The organism is Streptomyces sp. JNUCC 63 (assembly GCF_054366325.1).
Map to the genome: position 1 here is coordinate 6,176,167 of NZ_CM135963.1, position 17,803 is coordinate 6,193,969.

Consider the following 17,803-nt stretch of genomic DNA (forward strand, 5'->3'; position numbering starts at 1 on the left):
CGGAGGAAAGCCCGCGAGGGTGAGTACGAAGGAAGCGACCGTTCCTTGAGAACTCAACAGCGTGCCAAAAATCAACGCCAGATATGTTGATACCCCGTCCGTCGGAACACTCCGATGGTCGTGGTTCCTTTGAAGAAACACAGCGAGGACGCTGTGTGCGAGGGGATCATTCCTCCTCTCGCACCGCTCTCGTGGTGTCGACCGGATTACCGGTAAACATTCACGGAGAGTTTGATCCTGGCTCAGGACGAACGCTGGCGGCGTGCTTAACACATGCAAGTCGAACGATGAACCACTTCGGTGGGGATTAGTGGCGAACGGGTGAGTAACACGTGGGCAATCTGCCCTTCACTTCGGGACAAGCCCTGGAAACGGGGTCTAATACCGGATATCACTCCCGCAGGCATCTGCGGGGGTCGAAAGCTCCGGCGGTGAGGGATGAGCCCGCGGCCTATCAGCTGGTTGGTGAGGTAACGGCTCACCAAGGCGACGACGGGTAGCCGGCCTGAGAGGGCGACCGGCCACACTGGGACTGAGACACGGCCCAGACTCCTACGGGAGGCAGCAGTGGGGAATATTGCACAATGGGCGCAAGCCTGATGCAGCGACGCCGCGTGAGGGATGACGGCCTTCGGGTTGTAAACCTCTTTCAGCAGGGAAGAAGCGCAAGTGACGGTACCTGCAGAAGAAGCGCCGGCTAACTACGTGCCAGCAGCCGCGGTAATACGTAGGGCGCGAGCGTTGTCCGGAATTATTGGGCGTAAAGAGCTCGTAGGCGGCTTGTCACGTCGGGTGTGAAAGCCCGGGGCTTAACCCCGGGTCTGCATTCGATACGGGCTGGCTAGAGTGTGGTAGGGGAGATCGGAATTCCTGGTGTAGCGGTGAAATGCGCAGATATCAGGAGGAACACCGGTGGCGAAGGCGGATCTCTGGGCCATTACTGACGCTGAGGAGCGAAAGCGTGGGGAGCGAACAGGATTAGATACCCTGGTAGTCCACGCCGTAAACGGTGGGAACTAGGTGTTGGCGACATTCCACGTCGTCGGTGCCGCAGCTAACGCATTAAGTTCCCCGCCTGGGGAGTACGGCCGCAAGGCTAAAACTCAAAGGAATTGACGGGGGCCCGCACAAGCAGCGGAGCATGTGGCTTAATTCGACGCAACGCGAAGAACCTTACCAAGGCTTGACATACGCCGGAAAACCCTGGAGACAGGGTCCCCCTTGTGGTCGGTGTACAGGTGGTGCATGGCTGTCGTCAGCTCGTGTCGTGAGATGTTGGGTTAAGTCCCGCAACGAGCGCAACCCTTGTCCTGTGTTGCCAGCAGGCCCCTCGGGGTGCTGGGGACTCACAGGAGACCGCCGGGGTCAACTCGGAGGAAGGTGGGGACGACGTCAAGTCATCATGCCCCTTATGTCTTGGGCTGCACACGTGCTACAATGGCAGGTACAATGAGCTGCGATGCCGCGAGGCGGAGCGAATCTCAAAAAGCCTGTCTCAGTTCGGATTGGGGTCTGCAACTCGACCCCATGAAGTCGGAGTTGCTAGTAATCGCAGATCAGCAGTGCTGCGGTGAATACGTTCCCGGGCCTTGTACACACCGCCCGTCACGTCACGAAAGTCGGTAACACCCGAAGCCGGTGGCCCAACCCCTTGCGGGAGGGAGCCGTCGAAGGTGGGACTGGCGATTGGGACGAAGTCGTAACAAGGTAGCCGTACCGGAAGGTGCGGCTGGATCACCTCCTTTCTAAGGAGCACTTCTTGCCGGGCTTGCCCGGCCGGGGGCCAGTACACCGGCGAGTGCCCGGTGCTGGTTGCTCATGGGTGGAACGTTGATTATTCGGTACGGTCCAGGACGGACCAGGCGCTAGTACTGCCCTTCGGGGCGTGGAACGCTGGCCTGGTCGGCCGGTCGTGCCGGGCACGCTGTTGGGTGTCTGAGGGAATGACCTTTCCTCGGCCGCCGGCCCCAGTGAACTCCGGATGTTGTCCGGGGGTGATGGGTGGCTGGTCGTTGTTTGAGAACTGCACAGTGGACGCGAGCATCTGTGGCCAAGTTTTTAAGGGCGCACGGTGGATGCCTTGGCACCAGGAACCGATGAAGGACGCGGGAGGCCGCGATAGTCCCCGGGGAGCCGTCAACCAGGCTGTGATCCGGGGGTTTCCGAATGGGGAAACCCGGCAGTCGTCATGGGCTGTCACCCGCTGCTGAACACATAGGCAGTGCGGAGGGAACGCGGGGAAGTGAAACATCTCAGTACCCGCAGGAAGAGAAAACAACCGTGATTCCGGGAGTAGTGGCGAGCGAAACCGGATGAGGCCAAACCGTATGCGTGTGAGACCCGGCAGGGGTTGCGCATGCGGGGTTGTGGGATCTCTTTGCTGTTGTCTGCCGGCAACAGGACGAGTCAGAAACCGTTGGCGTAGGCGAAGGACATGCGAAAGGTCCGGCGCAGAGGGTAAGACCCCCGTAGCCGAAACGTCAGCGGCTCGTCGAAGAGACACCCAAGTAGCACGGGGCCCGAGAAATCCCGTGTGAATCCGGCGGGACCACCCGCCAAGCCTAAATATTCCCTGGTGACCGATAGCGGATAGTACCGTGAGGGAATGGTGAAAAGTACCCCGGGAGGGGAGTGAAATAGTACCTGAAACCGTGTGCCTACAAGCCGTGGGAGCGTCGGAACGAGGCTTGCCTCGTTCTCGTGACTGCGTGCCTTTTGAAGAATGAGCCTGCGAGTTTGCGGTGTGTTGCGAGGTTAACCCGGGTGGGGTAGCCGTAGCGAAAGCGAGTCCGAACAGGGCGGTTGAGTAGCACGCTCAAGACCCGAAGCGGAGTGATCTAGCCATGGGCAGGTTGAAGCGGAGGTAAGACTTCGTGGAGGACCGAACCCACCAGGGTTGAAAACCTGGGGGATGACCTGTGGTTAGGGGTGAAAGGCCAATCAAACTCCGTGATAGCTGGTTCTCCCCGAAATGCATTTAGGTGCAGCGTCGTGTGTTTCTTGCCGGAGGTAGAGCACTGGATAGGCGATGGGCCCTACCGGGTTACTGACCTTAGCCAAACTCCGAATGCCGGCAAGTGAGAGCGCGGCAGTGAGACCGTGGGGGATAAGCTCCATGGTCGAGAGGGAAACAGCCCAGAGCATCGACTAAGGCCCCCAAGCGTACGCTAAGTGGGAAAGGATGTGGAGTCGCTCAGACAACCAGGAGGTTGGCTTAGAAGCAGCCACCCTTGAAAGAGTGCGTAATAGCTCACTGGTCTAGTGATTCCGCGCCGACAATGTAGCGGGGCTCAAGCGTACCGCCGAAGTCGTGTCATTGCAGCATAACGGCCAACGCCGGCTGTGATGGGTAGGGGAGCGTCGTCTGCCGGGTGAAGCGGCACCGGAAGGTAGTCGTGGACGGTTGACGAGTGAGAATGCAGGCATGAGTAGCGATACACACGTGGGAAACGTGTGCGCCGATTGACCAAGGGTTCCTGGGTCAAGCTGATCTGCCCAGGGTAAGTCGGGACCTAAGGCGAGGCCGACAGGCGTAGTCGATGGACAACCGGTTGATATTCCGGTACCCGCTGTGAAGCGTCAAACATCGAGCATCGTGATGCTAAGGCCGTGAAGCCGCCCTGATCTCTTCGGAGTTGAGGGGAGTGGTGGAGCCGCCGGACCAAGCGGTCAGTAGGTGAGTGATGGGGTGACGCAGGAAGGTAGTCCAGCCCGGGCGGTGGTTGTCCCGGGGTAAGGGTGTAGGACGCCAGGCAGGCAAATCCGCCTGGCATGCAGTCCGAGACCCGATGCCGAGCCGATTGCGGCGAAGTGGATGATCCTATGCTGTCGAGAAAAGCCTCTAGCGAGTTTCATGGCGGCCCGTACCCTAAACCGACTCAGGTGGTCAGGTAGAGAATACCGAGGCGTTCGGGTGAACTATGGTTAAGGAACTCGGCAAAATGCCCCCGTAACTTCGGGAGAAGGGGGGCCGCGCCCGGTGACGAGTCTTGCACTCCGAGCTGGGGGTGGCCGCAGAGACCAGCGAGAAGCGACTGTTTACTAAAAACACAGGTCCGTGCGAAGCCGTAAGGCGAGGTATACGGACTGACGCCTGCCCGGTGCTGGAACGTTAAGGGGACCGGTTAGCTCACCTTCGGGTGGGCGAGGCTGAGAACTTAAGCGCCAGTAAACGGCGGTGGTAACTATAACCATCCTAAGGTAGCGAAATTCCTTGTCGGGTAAGTTCCGACCTGCACGAATGGCGTAACGACTTCTCGACTGTCTCAACCATAGGCCCGGTGAAATTGCACTACGAGTAAAGATGCTCGTTTCGCGCAGCAGGACGGAAAGACCCCGGGACCTTTACTACAGTTTGATATTGGTGTTCGGTTCGGCTTGTGTAGGATAGCTGGGAGACTGTGAAAGCCGCACGCCAGTGCGGTGGGAGTCGTCGTTGAAATACCAGTCTGGTCGTGCTGGATGTCTAACCTGGGTCCGTGATCCGGATCAGGGACAGTGTCTGATGGGTAGTTTAACTGGGGCGGTTGCCTCCTAAAGGGTAACGGAGGCGCCCAAAGGTTCCCTCAGCCTGGTTGGCAATCAGGTGGTGAGTGTAAGTGCACAAGGGAGCTTGACTGTGAGACCGACGGGTCGAGCAGGGACGAAAGTCGGGACTAGTGATCCGGCGGTGGCTTGTGGAAGCGCCGTCGCTCAACGGATAAAAGGTACCCCGGGGATAACAGGCTGATCTTCCCCAAGAGTCCATATCGACGGGATGGTTTGGCACCTCGATGTCGGCTCGTCGCATCCTGGGGCTGGAGTCGGTCCCAAGGGTTGGGCTGTTCGCCCATTAAAGCGGTACGCGAGCTGGGTTTAGAACGTCGTGAGACAGTTCGGTCCCTATCCGCTGTGCGCGCAGGAGTCTTGAGAAGGGCTGTCCCTAGTACGAGAGGACCGGGACGGACGAACCTCTGGTGTGCCAGTTGTTCTGCCAAGGGCATGGCTGGTTGGCTACGTTCGGGAGGGATAACCGCTGAAAGCATCTAAGCGGGAAGCCTGCTTCGAGATGAGGACTCCCACCCACTTGATGGGGTAAGGCTCCCAGTAGACGACTGGGTTGATAGGCCGGATCTGGAAGCGCCGCAAGGCGTGGAGGTGACCGGTACTAATAGGCCGAGGGCTTGTCCCCAGTTGCTCGCGTCCACTGTGTCAGTTCTGAGGCAACGAACAGTTGCCGGCTTTGAGCAGAACAGACAATTGAAGAGTGTGCTTGTTCGCTCGAAACCATTAGGGTTTCGGTGGTCATAGCGTGAGGGAAACGCCCGGTCACATTCCGAACCCGGAAGCTAAGCCTCACAGCGCCGATGGTACTGCAGGGGGGACCCTGTGGGAGAGTAGGACACCGCCGAACAATTTTTGGAGGACCCCTGGTCACCAGCGTTCAGCTGGGACCAGGGGTCCTTTCGTTTTTCCCACAGAAGAAGTACAGAAGTACAGAAGTACCGAAGACAGGAGTCACCGATGTCCACCAACTCTCCCGACGAGCGCCCGGAGCGCGATCAGCGCCGCCGGGACGGTGGTGACCGCGGTGACCGTGGCGGCTACCGCGGAGGCCCGCGCCGTGGCAGCGACCGTGGCGGCTACGGCCGTCGTGACGATGACCGCGGGGGATTCCGCCGCGATGACCGTCGTGATGGTGATCGTGGGGGTTACGGCCGCCGCGACGACCGCGATCGTGACCGTGACCGCGGCTCCCGCCGCGAGGGCGACCGTCCCTCCTACCGCCAGGATGACCGCCGGGACGACCGCCGTGGCTTCCGTCGTGACGACGACCGTGGTTATGGCCGCCGCGACGACCGAGGCGGTTTCCGTCGCGACGACAGGTCCGAGCGTCCCGACCGTGGGGAGCGTGGCGGCTTCCGCCGGGACGATCGTCGTGATGGTGATCGTGGGGGTTACGGCCGCCGCGATGACCGCGATCGTGACCGTGACCGCGGCTCCCGCCGCGAGGGCGACCGTCCCTCCTACCGCCAGGATGACCGCCGGGACGACCGCCGTGGCTTCCGTCGTGACGACGACCGTGGTTATGGCCGCCGCGACGACCGAGGCGGTTTCCGTCGCGACGACAGGTCCGAGCGTCCCGACCGTGGGGAGCGTGGCGGCTTCCGCCGGGACGATCGTCGTGATGGTGATCGTGGGGGTTACGGCCGCCGCGATGACCGCGATCGTGACCGTGACCGCGGCTCCCGCCGCGAGGGCGACCGTCCCTCCTACCACCGGGACGACCGGCGAGACGTCCGTCGTGACGACGACCGCCGGGACGACCGCCGGGACTTCCGTCGTGACGACGACCGCCGCGATGAACGGCGGGACGACCGCCGGGACGACCGCCGTGGCTTCCGTCGTGACGACGACCGTGGTTATGGCCGCCGCGACGACGACCGCGGTGGTTTCCGTGGCCGTGACGACCGCGGTGGACGTGGCCCCCGCCGTGACGACCGCGGCGGGCGCCCCGGTGGTTTCCGTGGCCGCGACGACCGGCGCGGCGGCGGTCGCTTCCGCGACGAGCGGGACCGGGACCGCGACCGGGAGCCGATCAAGCGGCTGCCGATCCCGGAGGACGTCACCGGCGAGGAGATCGACAAGGACGTACGGCAGGAGTTGCAGAGCCTGCCGAAGACGCTCGCCGAGGACGTGGCCAAGAACCTGGTGATGGTCGCCCGGCTGATCGACGAGGACCCCGAGTCCGCCTACGGCTACTCCAAGGTGGCCCTGCGGCTGGCGTCCCGGGTCGCCGCCGTACGGGAGGCGGCCGGGTTCGCCGCGTACGCCAACCAGAAGTACAGCGAGGCGCTCGCCGAGTTCCGGGCCGCCCGGCGGATGACCGGCAACATGGACCTGTGGCCCGTCATGGCCGACTGCGAGCGCGGGCTCGGGCGGCCGGAGAAGGCGCTGGACATGGCAGGGGCGCCCGAGGTGCAGAAGCTGGACAAGGCCGGCCAGGTGGAGATGCGGCTCGTCGCGGCCGGCGCCCGGCGCGACATGGGGCAGCTGGATGCCGCCATCGTGACGCTGCAGAGTCCCGAGCTGGCCGCCAACTCCGTCCAGCCGTGGACCGCGCGGCTGCGGTACGCCTACGCCGACGCGCTGCTCGCCGTCGGCCGGGAGGCGGAGGCGCGGGAGTGGCTCGCCAAGGCCGTCGAGGCCGACCGGGACGGCAGCACCGACGCCTCCGACCGGCTGGCCGAGCTGGACGGCGTGGAGTTCACCGACGCGCTCGACGAGACCGTTGAGGCCGCCGAGGCCGGCGAGAACCGCGAGGACGACAAGGACTGACGTCCACCCCTGTCAGAGGTCCAGCGCCCTCAGCACCAGCCCCGAGGCCGGCTTCGGCCCGAACGACGTCGACTTTCGGGGCATGGTGACGCCCTGGCGTGCCAGGTCGCGGACCACTTCCTCGCGGACCGGGTGCATCAGGACGGCCGTACCTCCGTCGTGTTCGGCCTTCTCCACGGTGGCGACCGTGTCGTGGATATAGGCGATGTGGGCCGGGGAGTCCTCGGGGATGCCCCAGACGTGCTCGAGGAGCGTGGCGTGCAGGACCGTCGCGTCGAGGGTGCGCCAGGCGGCCGGGTGCTCGGCGGGGACCGTGCGGGCCAGCAGGTCCGGGTCCGGGCGGTCCACGAGGTGGAAGGCGCCGTCCCCGGCGAGCAGAAAGGCGTTGCCCGCGCAGGCCGCGTCCGCGAGAACCTCCAGCGCCTCGCTCAGGGGCGTGTCCAGCCGCCGTACGCGGAACCGGCCGTCCAGCGCGGACAGCGCGTCGGCGACCGGCAGGCCGTGCAGCAGGCGGTGGATGGCGCGGACCCGGAGCGGGTAGCGGGCCGTGTCGACGAGGAGCACCAGACCGTAGTCCCAGGCGCTGGGGGAGGGGTGCTCCGCGCGTAGCCGCCGGTAGGTGGCCCAGCGGTGGTGGCCGTCGGCGATCAGGGCCTGGTGCTGGGCCAGGTCCTCCTGGATGCCGGCCAGGGCGGCGGGGGCGGTGACGGCCCACAGTCGGTGGCTGTAGCCGTCCTCGGTGGTCGTCGACAGCAGCGGAGGCTGTTCGGCGGCGCGCTCGATGGCGACGGTGGCGGCGGCCGTCGAACCGTTGCCCCGGTAGGTGAGCAGCAGCGGTTCGAGGTTGGCGCGGGTCGCGCGCATCAGGGCGGCGCGGTCGGCGACGACGTGCGGCATCACGTCCTCGTGGGGCAGCACCACGCCCTCCGCCGGGTCCGACACGCGCAGCGCGCCGATCAGCCCGCGTTGCAGCATCCCGCCGCCGTCGCTCTGTTCGTAGACGTACAGGCCCGGTTCGGGGTCGGTGGTCAGGACGCCCTCGGACAGCCAGCGGCGCAGGGTGTCGGCGGCCTGTTCGTTGCGGGCGCTGGGTGTGCCGGCCTGGGGCAGGATCAGGCGGACGATGTTGTGGGGGTCGGCGGATTCGAGGTGGTGCAGGCCGTCGGGGCGTACGACGACGTCGTACGGGGGGGACGTCACGGCGGCCAGGCTGCCGACCCGGTCGGGGTCGTAGCGGAGGCCTCGGAACGGGGTGAGTTCGAGGCCCCGGCGTGGTGTTGCCGGTGAGTGACCTGCAGTGTTCATCCCGGCATCGTACGTGTGTCAGTGGCATGGGGGATGATCGGGGGAAAGCCGGTGTCAGAGGAGCGGATGCGGAATGAGTCAGGGCGTCAGGACGAGGCCCGAGGGCAGTGCACAGGCCCTGAGCGAGGCGTACGACACGGCCCTGCTCGACCTGGACGGAGTGGTGTACGCGGGTGGGAACGCGATCGTGCATGCGGTCGACTCGCTCGCCACCGCCCGAGCGGGCGGCATGCGTCTGGCGTACGTCACCAACAACGCCCTGCGCACCCCGGACGCGGTGGCCGCGCACCTCACCGAGCTGGGCATACGGGCTCAGGCGTCCGATGTGGTCACCTCCGCGCAGGCGGTGGCCCGGCTGATCGCCGATCAGGTGCCGCAGGGGGCACGCGTGTTGGTGATCGGCGGTGAGGGACTGCGGGTGGCGCTGCGCGAGCGCGGGCTCGAGCCGGTCGAGTCGGCGGACGACGACCCGGCGGCGGTGGTGCAGGGCTATGGCGGCCCCGAGATGCCGTGGGGGCGCTTGGCGGAGGCGTGCTACGCCGTCGCGCGCGGGGTGCCCTGGTTCGCCTCCAACACCGATCTGACGATTCCGAGCGCGCGCGGCATCGCGCCGGGCAACGGCGCGGCGGTGGAGGTGGTGCGGATCGCCACGGGCGCCCGGCCGCAGGTGGCGGGCAAGCCGCTGCCGCCCATGCACCGCGAGACGATCCTGCGCACCGGCGCGAAGCGGTCGCTGGTGGTCGGGGACCGGCTGGACACGGACATCGAGGGCGCGTTCAACGGCGGTGTCGACTCGCTGCTGGTCCTGACCGGGGTGACCGACGGGACGCAGCTGCTCGCCGCGCCGCCTCAGCACCGGCCGACGTACGTCGACGCCGATCTGCGCGGCCTGCTCACCGGGCAGCCCGAGATCACCCGGGAAGGTGACGGCTTCCGGTGCGGTGGGTGGACGGCGACACCGGGCGCAGCCCGGCTGGGGCTGACCGGCGACGGCGAGGCCCTGGACGGGCTGCGCGCGCTGTGCGCGGCGGCGTGGACGGCGGGCGGGGAGAACGCCTGCGGGCTGGACGGGGAGAAGGCGCTGACGCGACTGGGGCTGTGACCCCGGAGACGAGCGGATTCGTCGGAGGCGGATCCAGCAGGGGCGGATTCGTCAGAAATGGAGAAGCGCCGGTGAGCCGGCCGCCGTTAGCGTGACCGCCATGGACACCAGGGGAGACACGATGAGCACGGCCACGACGACGGACACACGGTCGCCGGCGCCGCATATCGCCGACAGCCACGATCTGATCCGCGTGCACGGCGCGCGGGAGAACAACCTCAAGGACGTCGGCGTGGAGATCCCGAAGCGCCGGCTGACGGTGTTCACCGGCGTCTCCGGCTCGGGCAAGAGCTCACTGGTGTTCGACACGATCGCCGCGGAGTCGCAGCGGCTGATCAACGAGACGTACAGCGCCTTCGTGCAGGGCTTCATGCCGACGTTGGCGCGGCCCGACGTCGACGTGCTCGAAGGGCTGACGACCGCGATCATCGTCGACCAGCAGCGGATGGGCGCCGACCCCCGCTCCACGGTCGGCACCGCCACCGACGCCAACGCGATGCTGCGTATCCTCTTCAGCCGGCTCGGGCAGCCGCACATCGGCTCGCCCAAGGCGTTCTCCTTCAACGTCCCCTCGATCAGCGGGGCGGGTGCGGTCACGTTCGAGCGCGACGGGAAGACCGTGAAGGAGCGGCGCGAGTTCAGCATCACCGGCGGCATGTGCCCGCGCTGCGAGGGACGGGGCACGGTCTCCGACATCGACCTGACCCAGCTCTTCGACGACTCCAAGTCGCTCGCCGGGGGCGCGCTCACCATCCCCGGCTACAAGGCGGGCGGCTGGAACTACCGGCTCTACAGCGATTCGGGCTTCTACGACCCGGACAAGCCGATCCGCGACTACACCGAGACCGAGCTGCACGACTTCCTGCACCGCGAGCCGACCAGGATGAAGATCGCGGGCATCAACATGACCTACGAGGGGCTGATCCCGCGGATCCAGAAGTCGTTCCTCGCCAAGGACCGGGAGGCGATGCAGCCGCACATCCGGGCGTTCGTGGACCGGGCGGTCACCTTCACCGCCTGCCCCGAGTGCGACGGCACCCGGCTCAGTGAGGCGGCCCGGTCGTCGAAGATCAAGGGGATCAGCATCGCCGACGCCTGCGCGATGCAGATCAGCGACCTGGCCGCATGGGTCCGCGGCCTCGACGAGCCGTCGGCGGCGCCGCTGCTCGCCACGCTGCAGCAGACCCTCGACTCGTTCGTGGAGATCGGCCTCGGCTACCTCTCGCTCGAGCGGCCGTCGGGCACGCTGTCGGGCGGCGAGGCGCAGCGCGTCAAGATGATCCGGCACCTCGGTTCCTCGCTCACCGACACCACCTATGTCTTCGACGAGCCCACCACGGGCCTGCACCCCCATGACATCCGGCGGATGAACAACCTGCTGCTGCGGCTGCGGGACAAGGGCAACACGGTGCTCGTGGTGGAGCACAAGCCGGAGGTGATCGCGATCGCCGACCACGTCGTCGACCTCGGCCCCGGCGCCGGTACGGCGGGCGGCACCGTCTGCTTCGAGGGCACCGTCGAGGGGCTGCGGGCCGGCGGCACCGTCACCGGCCGCCATTTCGACGACCGGGCCGCCCTCAAGGAGACGGTGCGCAAGCCGACCGGCACGCTTCAGATCCGCGGCGCCGACGCCCACAACCTCCAGAACGTCGATGTCGACGTTCCGCTGGGCGTCCTGTGCGTCGTCACCGGTGTCGCCGGCTCCGGCAAGAGCTCGCTCATCCACGGGTCGATCCCGGCCGGCGAGGGGGTGGTGGCGGTCGACCAGGGCGCGATCCGCGGCTCCCGGCGGAGCAACCCGGCGACGTACACCGGACTGCTCGACCCGATCCGCAAGGCGTTCGCCAAGGCCAACGGCGTGAAGCCGGCGCTGTTCAGCGCCAACTCCGAGGGCGCCTGCCCCACCTGCAACGGCGCCGGTGTCATCTACACCGACCTGGCGATGATGGCCGGCGTCGCCACCACCTGCGAGGAGTGCGAGGGGAAGCGGTTCGAGGCCTCGGTCCTGGACCACCACCTCGGCGGCCGCGACATCAGCGAGGTGCTGGCGATGTCGGTGACCGAGGCGGAGGAGTTCTTCGGCGCCGGCGAGGCACGCACCCCGGCGGCCCACAAGATCCTTCAGCGGCTGGCGGACGTCGGGCTCGGTTACCTCACCCTGGGCCAGCCGCTCACCACGCTGTCCGGCGGCGAGCGGCAGCGGCTGAAGCTGGCCACCCACATGGCCGAGAAGGGCGGCGTCTACGTCCTCGACGAGCCGACCACCGGTCTGCACCTCGCCGACGTCGAGCAGCTGCTCGGCCTGCTCGACCGGCTGGTCGACTCCGGCAAGTCGGTCATCGTCATCGAGCACCACCAGGCCGTCATGGCGCACGCCGACTGGATCATCGACCTGGGCCCCGGCGCCGGCCACGACGGCGGCCGGATCGTCTTCGAGGGCACGCCCGCCGATCTCGTCGCCGCCCGCTCCACCCTCACCGGCGAGCACCTCGCGGCCTACGTCGGCAGTTGACCGCGGACGACCGGGGTCTGACGCACTGTCGAGCATGTGGGGAGGGTAGGCTAACCTAACCTCGTGTTGGTCGACAGTCCTCCAGAAGAGCGCGTGGCCACCGCCGCGCCCCCGAGACGCGCGGCGGTGCACTCGCTCGGGCTCCTCGTCTCCGCCGCGATCCTGGTGCTCGTCGCCCTGGCGAGCATCGCGATCGGCGCGAAGGAGCTGTCCCTGGCGCAGGTCTGGCACGGCCTGTTCCATGGCTCGGGGACGTACGGCGACGTCGTGGTCGGCGAGCGGCTGTCCCGTACGGTCCTCGGCCTGCTGGCCGGCGCCGCGCTCGGGCTGGCCGGGGCCGTACTGCAGGCGCTGACCCGCAACCCGCTGGCCGACCCGGGCATCCTCGGCATCAACGCGGGCGCGTCCGCCGCCGTCGTCACCGCGATCACGTTCCTCGGTGTGACCAGCCTGAGCGGCTACGTCTGGTTCGCCTTCCTCGGCGCCGCCGCCGTGGGCGCGCTGGTGTGGTTCCTCGGCGGCAGCCGGGGCGCCACGCCCGTCCGGCTCGCCCTCGCCGGCACCGCGATCGGCGCCGCCCTCTACGGCTACCTCCAGGCCGTGATGATCATGGACGGTGCGGCGCTGGGCAGGATGCGCTTCTGGACCGTGGGCTCGCTCGCCTCCGCCACCGACGCGACCATCGTCCAGGTGCTGCCGTTCTTCGCGGCCGGCACGGTGCTCGCCCTGCTGCTGGCCCGGCCGCTCAACGCCATGGCGATGGGCGACGACACCGCCCGCGCCCTCGGCGCCCACCTCAACCGCACCCGGGCGCTCGCCATGCTCGCCGCGACCGTGCTGTGCGGCGCCGCGACCGCCGCCTGCGGGCCGATCGTGTTCGTCGGGCTGATGATCCCGCACGTCGTGCGCTCCTTCACCGGGCCCGACCTGCGCTGGATCCTGCCCTACGCCACCCTCCTGTCGCCCGTGCTGCTGCTCGGCGCGGATGTCGTGGGCCGGATCGTCGCCCGGCCCGCCGAGCTCCAGGTCGGGATCGTCACCGCGATCATCGGCGGCCCGGTGTTCATCCTGCTCGTACGGCGGCGGAGGACGGCCCAGCTGTGAAGACCACCGGCACCCCCCGTACCGTTCGGGCCGTCCGCACCCCGGGCGGGCTGTCCTTCCGCCTCGACGGCCGCGCCTGCACGGTCGTCGGCCTGCTCCTCGCCGCCGCGCTCGCCGCGGGCGTCGTGCTCATCGGCACCGGCGACTTCCCGATGTCCGCCTCCGACGTCCTCGGAACGCTCGTCGGGCGGGGCAGCCAGGGACAGGAGTTCATCGTCCGCGAACTGCGGCTGCCGCGCGTCCTGGTCGGGCTGCTGGTCGGCGCCTGTCTCGGACTCGGCGGCGCCCTGTTCCAGTCCATCTCCCGCAACCCGCTGGGCAGCCCGGACGTACTCGGCCTCTCCCAGGGCGCGACGGCCGGCGCGCTGGTCGTCATCGTCCTGTTCTCGGGCAGCGCCACCGCCGTCACCCTCGGGGCGCTCGTGGGCGGTCTGGTGACCGGCCTCGCCCTCCATCTGCTCGCCTGGAAGCAGGGCGTGCACGGCTACCGGCTGGTCCTGGTCGGCATCGGCGTCTCCGCGGTCGTCACCGCGGTCAACGGCTATCTGATCACCAAGGCCGACTTCGTGGACGCCTCCCGCGCGGTGGTCTGGATGACCGGCTCCCTCAACGGCCGCGACTGGACCCAGGTCCGGCCGCTGCTCGCCCTGTGCGCCGTACTCGTCCCGCTCGTCCTCACCCAGGCGCGCGGGCTGCGGATGCTGGAGATGGGCGACGACGTCTCCTACGCCCTCGGGGTGCGGGTCGAGCGTGTACGGCTGCTGTTGATGGGCTCCGCCGTGCTGCTGGTCGCCGCCGCCACCGCCGCCGCCGGCCCCGTGAGCTTCGTCGCCCTGACCGCGCCGCAGCTCGCCCGCCGCCTCACCCGCTCGCCCGGCCCCAACCTGGTGCCCTCCCTGTGCATGGGCGCCGCCCTGCTGGTCACCGCCGACTGGGCCTCGCAGCGCGCCTTCGGCGCCGACCAGCTGCCCGTCGGCGTGGTCACCGGGGTACTCGGCGGCGTCTACCTGCTGTGGCTGCTGGTCACCGAGCGCAGGGCCGGCCGGATATGAGCGCCCGCAGCAACGCAGCGAACAACCGAAGGAGCACCGTGAACCGCCTGACCGCCGACAACGTCACTCTCGCCTACGACCACCGGGTCATCGCCGAGCAGCTGTCGGTGGAGATCCCCGACCGCTCCTTCACGGTGATCGTCGGCCCGAACGCGTGCGGCAAGTCCACGCTGCTGCGGGCGCTGTCGCGGATGCTCGAGCCCAGCCGGGGCCGGGTGCTGCTCGATGGACAGGTCATCCAGTCGATGCCCGCCAAGAAGGTCGCCCGCACCCTCGGGCTGCTGCCGCAGTCCTCGATCGCGCCCGACGGGATCACCGTCGGCGACCTGGTGGGTCGCGGCCGCTACCCGCATCAGGGCATCCTGCGCCAGTGGTCGGCCGAGGACGAGCGGGTCGTACAGGAGTCCATGGAGCGGACCCGGGTCGCCGAACTCGCCGACCGCCATGTCGACGAGCTGTCGGGCGGCCAGCGCCAGCGGGTGTGGATCGCCATGGCCCTCGCCCAGCAGACGCCGCTGCTGCTGCTCGACGAGCCGACCACGTACCTGGACATCCAGCACCAGATCGACGTCCTCGACCTGTGCGCCGAACTGCACGAGGAGCAGGGCCGCACCCTCGTGGCCGTACTGCACGACCTCAACCACGCCGCCCGCTACGCCACCCACCTCGTCGCCCTGCGCGGCGGGAAGGTCATCGCCCAGGGTGCGCCGAACGACATCGTCACCGCCGAGCTGGTGGAGGAGGTCTTCGGGCTGCGCTGCCAGGTCGTCGAGGACCCGGAGACCGGCACGCCGCTGGTGGTGCCGGCCGCGCGCAGGGCACGCGTGCGCGTGGGGGCTACAGAAGCTTCCTGAGCCGGAACAGGTCCAGCAGGCTCGCCTCCAGCCTCACCCGGCCCGACCCCCACGCCTTGGCGAAGTTCAGCTCCCCGCCGACCAGCGCGACCAGGTCGTCGCCGGTCATGACGAGCCTTATCCCGGCCTTCTCGGGCGGCGGGCCCTGGACGGTGTCCCGCACCTCGATCCGGCCGCCCGTGAGACGCCCCACGAAGGTGACGTCGAGGTCCTTGATGTGGCAGCTCACCGAGCGGTCCAGGGCCGCCGCCTCGCGGACGCCCCCCTCGGTGTCCGCCATGTTGTCCGAGAGCTTCTCGAGTGCGCTGCGGCACTCCTCGATCGTGGCCATCGCGACCGACGTTACCCCAGGGCTTCGCGGTAGCGTCTGGGCATGAGCGAGTCTGTGACCGGGACGGAGGCCGTGGAGGAAGCGCCGGCCGTGGAGGAAGCGCCGGCCGTGGAGGAGAGCGTCGCGGACGCCGGGTACGACTCCGCCGCACCCGCCCCTCTGGAGGTCCCCCGCACCCCCACCGGCAACGCCGGGGTCGACGCGGCCCTGGAACGGCTCGGCGACGCCGACCACCTCACCACGGACGGACACCTTCAGGTGTACGAGGATGTACACCGGGAACTGCGCGACGCGCTCACCGCGCTCGACGCCCGCCCGGGGCCGCCCGCGCCCCAACCGCCGTACAGACCGTCGTAGCAGTCGTCGTACCAACCGTCGTACCAACACAGGAGCTGAACCGAACGTGGCAGGAGTCGCACGCCGCCGTCTGGACGCGGAGCTGGTCCGCCGCAAGCTCGCGCGCTCGCGCGAGCACGCCGGCCAGCTGATCGCCGCAGGACGGGTCACCGTCGGCAAGACCGTCGCGACCAAGCCCGCCACGCAGGTGGAGACCGCCGCCGCCATCGTCGTCGCCGCCGACGACAGCGACCCCGACTACGTCTCCCGGGGCGGCCACAAGCTCGCCGGCGCGCTCGAGGCCTTCGTACCCCGGGGACTCGTCGTCGAGGGGCGGCGGGCGCTGGACGCCGGCGCGTCCACCGGAGGCTTCACCGACGTGCTGCTGCGCGCGGGCGCCGCCCACGTCGTCGCCGTCGACGTCGGATACGGACAACTCGCCTGGACTCTCCAGCAGGATGAACGCGTCACCGTCAAGGACCGTACGAACGTACGCGAGTTGACGCTCGAAGCGATCGATGGGAAGCCTGTGGATCTTGTCGTCGGAGATCTGTCCTTCATCCCGCTCGGCCTGGTGCTGCCCGCCCTGGTGCGGTGCGCGAAACCGGACGCCGACCTGGTGATGATGGTCAAGCCGCAGTTCGAGGTGGGGAAGGAACGGCTGGGCAGCGGGGGCGTCGTACGGAGCCCGCAGCTGCGGGCGGAAGCCGTGCGGGGCGTGGCCGGGAAGGCGTGGGAACTGGGACTCGGGGTGCGGGGCGTCACCGCGAGTCCGCTGCCCGGGCCGTCCGGGAACGTCGAATACTTTCTGTGGCTGCGTGCCGGGGCGCCCGCCCTGGACCCGGCCGACGTTGACCGTGCAGTGGCGGAGGGGCCGCGTTGACACAGACCCGAGCACGAACCGTTTTCCTGCTGGCCCACACCGGACGGCCGGCCGCCATCCGCAGCGCCGAGCTCGTGGTCAAGGGGCTGCTGCGCTCCGGGATCGGCGTACGCGCCCTGGAGGCCGAGGCGCGCGACCTGCCGCTGCCGGACGAGGTCGACCTGGTCAAGGAGGCCACCCCCCAGTCCCTGGACGGGTGCGAACTGCTCATCGTGCTCGGCGGTGACGGCACGCTGCTGCGCGGCGCGGAGTTCGGCCGGGCCTCCGGGGTGCCGATGCTCGGGGTGAACCTCGGGCGGGTCGGGTTCCTCGCCGAGGCCGAGCGGGACGACCTGGACAAGGTCGTCGACCGGGTGGTCAGCAAGGCGTACGAGGTCGAGGAGCGCATGACCGTCGACGTGGTCGTGCACCGCAACGGCGACATCGTGCACACCGACTGGGCGCTGAACGAGGCCGCCGTGCAGAAGGTGTCCGCCGAGCGGATGCTGGAGGTCGTGCTCGAGATCGACGGGCGGCCGGTGACGGGGTTCGGCTGCGACGGCATCGTGTGCGCCACCCCTACCGGGTCGACCGCGTACGCCTTTTCCGCCGGGGGGCCGGTGGTGTGGCCGGAGGTGGAGGCGTTGCTGATGGTGCCGATCTCCGCGCACGCGCTGTTCGCCAAGCCGCTGGTGACGTCTCCGGACTCCGTCCTGGCCGTGGAGGTGCTGCCGCACGTCCCTCCGGGGGTGCTGTGGTGCGACGGGCGGCGGACGGTGGAGTTGCCCGCGGGGGCGCGGGTGGAGGTGCGGCGGGGGGCTGTGCCGGTGCGGCTGGCTCGGCTGCACCATGCGTCGTTCACCGACCGGCTGGTGGCCAAGTTCGCGCTGCCGGTTTCCGGGTGGCGGGGGGCGCCGCATTAGCGGTTTGCGGGGGGTGGATTCGGGTTCGTCGGCGGGTGCGGGTTCGTTGTGGCTTGTCGCGCCCACGCGGCGGAGCCGCATATCGATACAGCCCCGCGCCCCTTT

The 17,803-nt window shown here is 68.3% G+C and carries 12 protein-coding genes and 3 rRNA genes; 12 read left to right on the forward strand and 3 right to left on the reverse strand.

The window, feature by feature from the left end:
• Positions 1-219 precede the first annotated feature (219 nt).
• The 3 genes from ACX25U_RS28430 (at position 220) to rrf (ending at position 5,392) form a co-directional block, all read left to right on the forward strand.
• Positions 220-1,745 (forward strand): 16S ribosomal RNA (locus ACX25U_RS28430).
• Positions 1,746-2,048: 303 nt separating this feature from the next.
• A 23S ribosomal RNA gene (locus ACX25U_RS28435) occupies positions 2,049-5,170 on the forward strand.
• A gap of 105 nt (positions 5,171-5,275) precedes the next feature.
• A 5S ribosomal RNA gene (rrf, locus tag ACX25U_RS28440) occupies positions 5,276-5,392 on the forward strand.
• Together the 16S, 23S and 5S rRNA genes form the textbook arrangement of a ribosomal RNA operon.
• Before the next feature lie 104 nt (positions 5,393-5,496).
• Here the strand turns inward: rrf and ACX25U_RS28445 are convergent.
• A complete protein-coding gene (locus ACX25U_RS28445) occupies positions 5,497-6,258 on the reverse strand; it encodes a hypothetical protein (protein WP_454394835.1) in 762 nt (253 codons plus the stop codon).
• 327 nt (positions 6,259-6,585) lie between these two features.
• Here ACX25U_RS28445 and ACX25U_RS28450 point away from each other — a divergent pair, with 327 nt between their 5' ends.
• Complete coding sequence (locus tag ACX25U_RS28450; protein WP_454394549.1) at positions 6,586-7,317, forward strand: tetratricopeptide repeat protein; 732 nt, start codon at positions 6,586-6,588, stop codon at positions 7,315-7,317.
• 12 nt (positions 7,318-7,329) lie between these two features.
• On the opposite strand, the gene ACX25U_RS28455 is transcribed toward ACX25U_RS28450, so the two are convergent.
• A complete protein-coding gene (locus ACX25U_RS28455; protein ID WP_454384112.1) occupies positions 7,330-8,622 on the reverse strand; it encodes a DUF1015 domain-containing protein in 1,293 nt (430 codons plus the stop codon).
• A gap of 73 nt (positions 8,623-8,695) precedes the next feature.
• On the opposite strand from ACX25U_RS28455, the gene ACX25U_RS28460 reads away from it, so the two are divergent.
• The 5 genes from ACX25U_RS28460 to ACX25U_RS28480 all read left to right on the forward strand — a co-directional run bounded on the left by ACX25U_RS28460 (position 8,696) and on the right by ACX25U_RS28480 (position 15,246).
• Positions 8,696-9,724, forward strand: a complete 1,029-nt coding sequence (locus tag ACX25U_RS28460) for an HAD-IIA family hydrolase (protein WP_454384114.1) — start codon at positions 8,696-8,698, stop codon at positions 9,722-9,724.
• Positions 9,725-9,845: 121 nt separating this feature from the next.
• Positions 9,846-12,236 carry an ATP-binding cassette domain-containing protein gene (locus tag ACX25U_RS28465; RefSeq protein ID WP_454394551.1) on the forward strand — a complete coding sequence of 797 codons (2,391 nt, stop codon included), beginning with the start codon at positions 9,846-9,848 and terminating at the stop codon, positions 12,234-12,236.
• Between the two features lie 63 nt (positions 12,237-12,299).
• On the forward strand, positions 12,300-13,340 hold the full coding sequence (locus ACX25U_RS28470; RefSeq protein ID WP_454384116.1) for a FecCD family ABC transporter permease: 1,041 nt from the start codon (positions 12,300-12,302) through the stop codon (positions 13,338-13,340).
• A complete protein-coding gene (locus ACX25U_RS28475) occupies positions 13,337-14,392 on the forward strand; it encodes a FecCD family ABC transporter permease (RefSeq protein ID WP_454384118.1) in 1,056 nt (351 codons plus the stop codon). The genes ACX25U_RS28470 and ACX25U_RS28475 overlap by 4 nt, the downstream gene beginning before the upstream one ends.
• Positions 14,389-15,246, forward strand: coding sequence for an ABC transporter ATP-binding protein (locus tag ACX25U_RS28480; protein ID WP_454384120.1), 858 nt, complete (start codon positions 14,389-14,391; stop codon positions 15,244-15,246). Before ACX25U_RS28475 ends, ACX25U_RS28480 begins: the two co-directional genes overlap by 4 nt.
• Here the strand turns inward: ACX25U_RS28480 and ACX25U_RS28485 are convergent.
• A complete protein-coding gene (locus ACX25U_RS28485; protein ID WP_454384122.1) occupies positions 15,230-15,577 on the reverse strand; it encodes a sterol-binding protein in 348 nt (115 codons plus the stop codon). The genes ACX25U_RS28480 and ACX25U_RS28485 overlap by 17 nt on opposite strands.
• A gap of 42 nt (positions 15,578-15,619) precedes the next feature.
• Here ACX25U_RS28485 and ACX25U_RS28490 point away from each other — a divergent pair, with 42 nt between their 5' ends.
• Genes ACX25U_RS28490 through ACX25U_RS28500 form a run of 3 tightly spaced genes read left to right on the forward strand, consistent with a single transcriptional unit; the run spans position 15,620 to position 17,698 of the window.
• The gene (locus ACX25U_RS28490; RefSeq protein ID WP_454384124.1) at positions 15,620-15,934 is read left to right on the forward strand and encodes a hypothetical protein; all 315 of its coding nucleotides are present in this window, start codon (positions 15,620-15,622) and stop codon (positions 15,932-15,934) included.
• Between the two features lie 46 nt (positions 15,935-15,980).
• Positions 15,981-16,796, forward strand: coding sequence for a TlyA family RNA methyltransferase (locus tag ACX25U_RS28495; protein WP_454384125.1), 816 nt, complete (start codon positions 15,981-15,983; stop codon positions 16,794-16,796).
• Entirely contained in the window at positions 16,793-17,698 is a 906-nt protein-coding gene (locus ACX25U_RS28500; RefSeq protein WP_454384127.1) for an NAD kinase, read from the forward strand. The genes ACX25U_RS28495 and ACX25U_RS28500 overlap by 4 nt, the downstream gene beginning before the upstream one ends.
• The last annotated feature ends 105 nt before the right edge of the window (positions 17,699-17,803 follow it).

What these genes read in the sequence shown, in the direction of transcription:
- ACX25U_RS28455 (WP_454384112.1), bottom strand. Translation starts at nt 8,622, where the DNA reads ATGAACACTGCAGGTCACTCACCGGCAACACCACGCCGGGGCCTCGAA.
- ACX25U_RS28460 (WP_454384114.1), top strand. Translation starts at nt 8,696, where the DNA reads ATGAGTCAGGGCGTCAGGACGAGGCCCGAGGGCAGTGCACAGGCCCTG.
- ACX25U_RS28465 (WP_454394551.1), top strand. Translation starts at nt 9,846, where the DNA reads ATGAGCACGGCCACGACGACGGACACACGGTCGCCGGCGCCGCATATC.
- ACX25U_RS28480 (WP_454384120.1), top strand. Translation starts at nt 14,389, where the DNA reads ATGAGCGCCCGCAGCAACGCAGCGAACAACCGAAGGAGCACCGTGAAC.
- ACX25U_RS28485 (WP_454384122.1), bottom strand. Translation starts at nt 15,577, where the DNA reads ATGGCCACGATCGAGGAGTGCCGCAGCGCACTCGAGAAGCTCTCGGAC.
- ACX25U_RS28490 (WP_454384124.1), top strand. Translation starts at nt 15,620, where the DNA reads ATGAGCGAGTCTGTGACCGGGACGGAGGCCGTGGAGGAAGCGCCGGCC.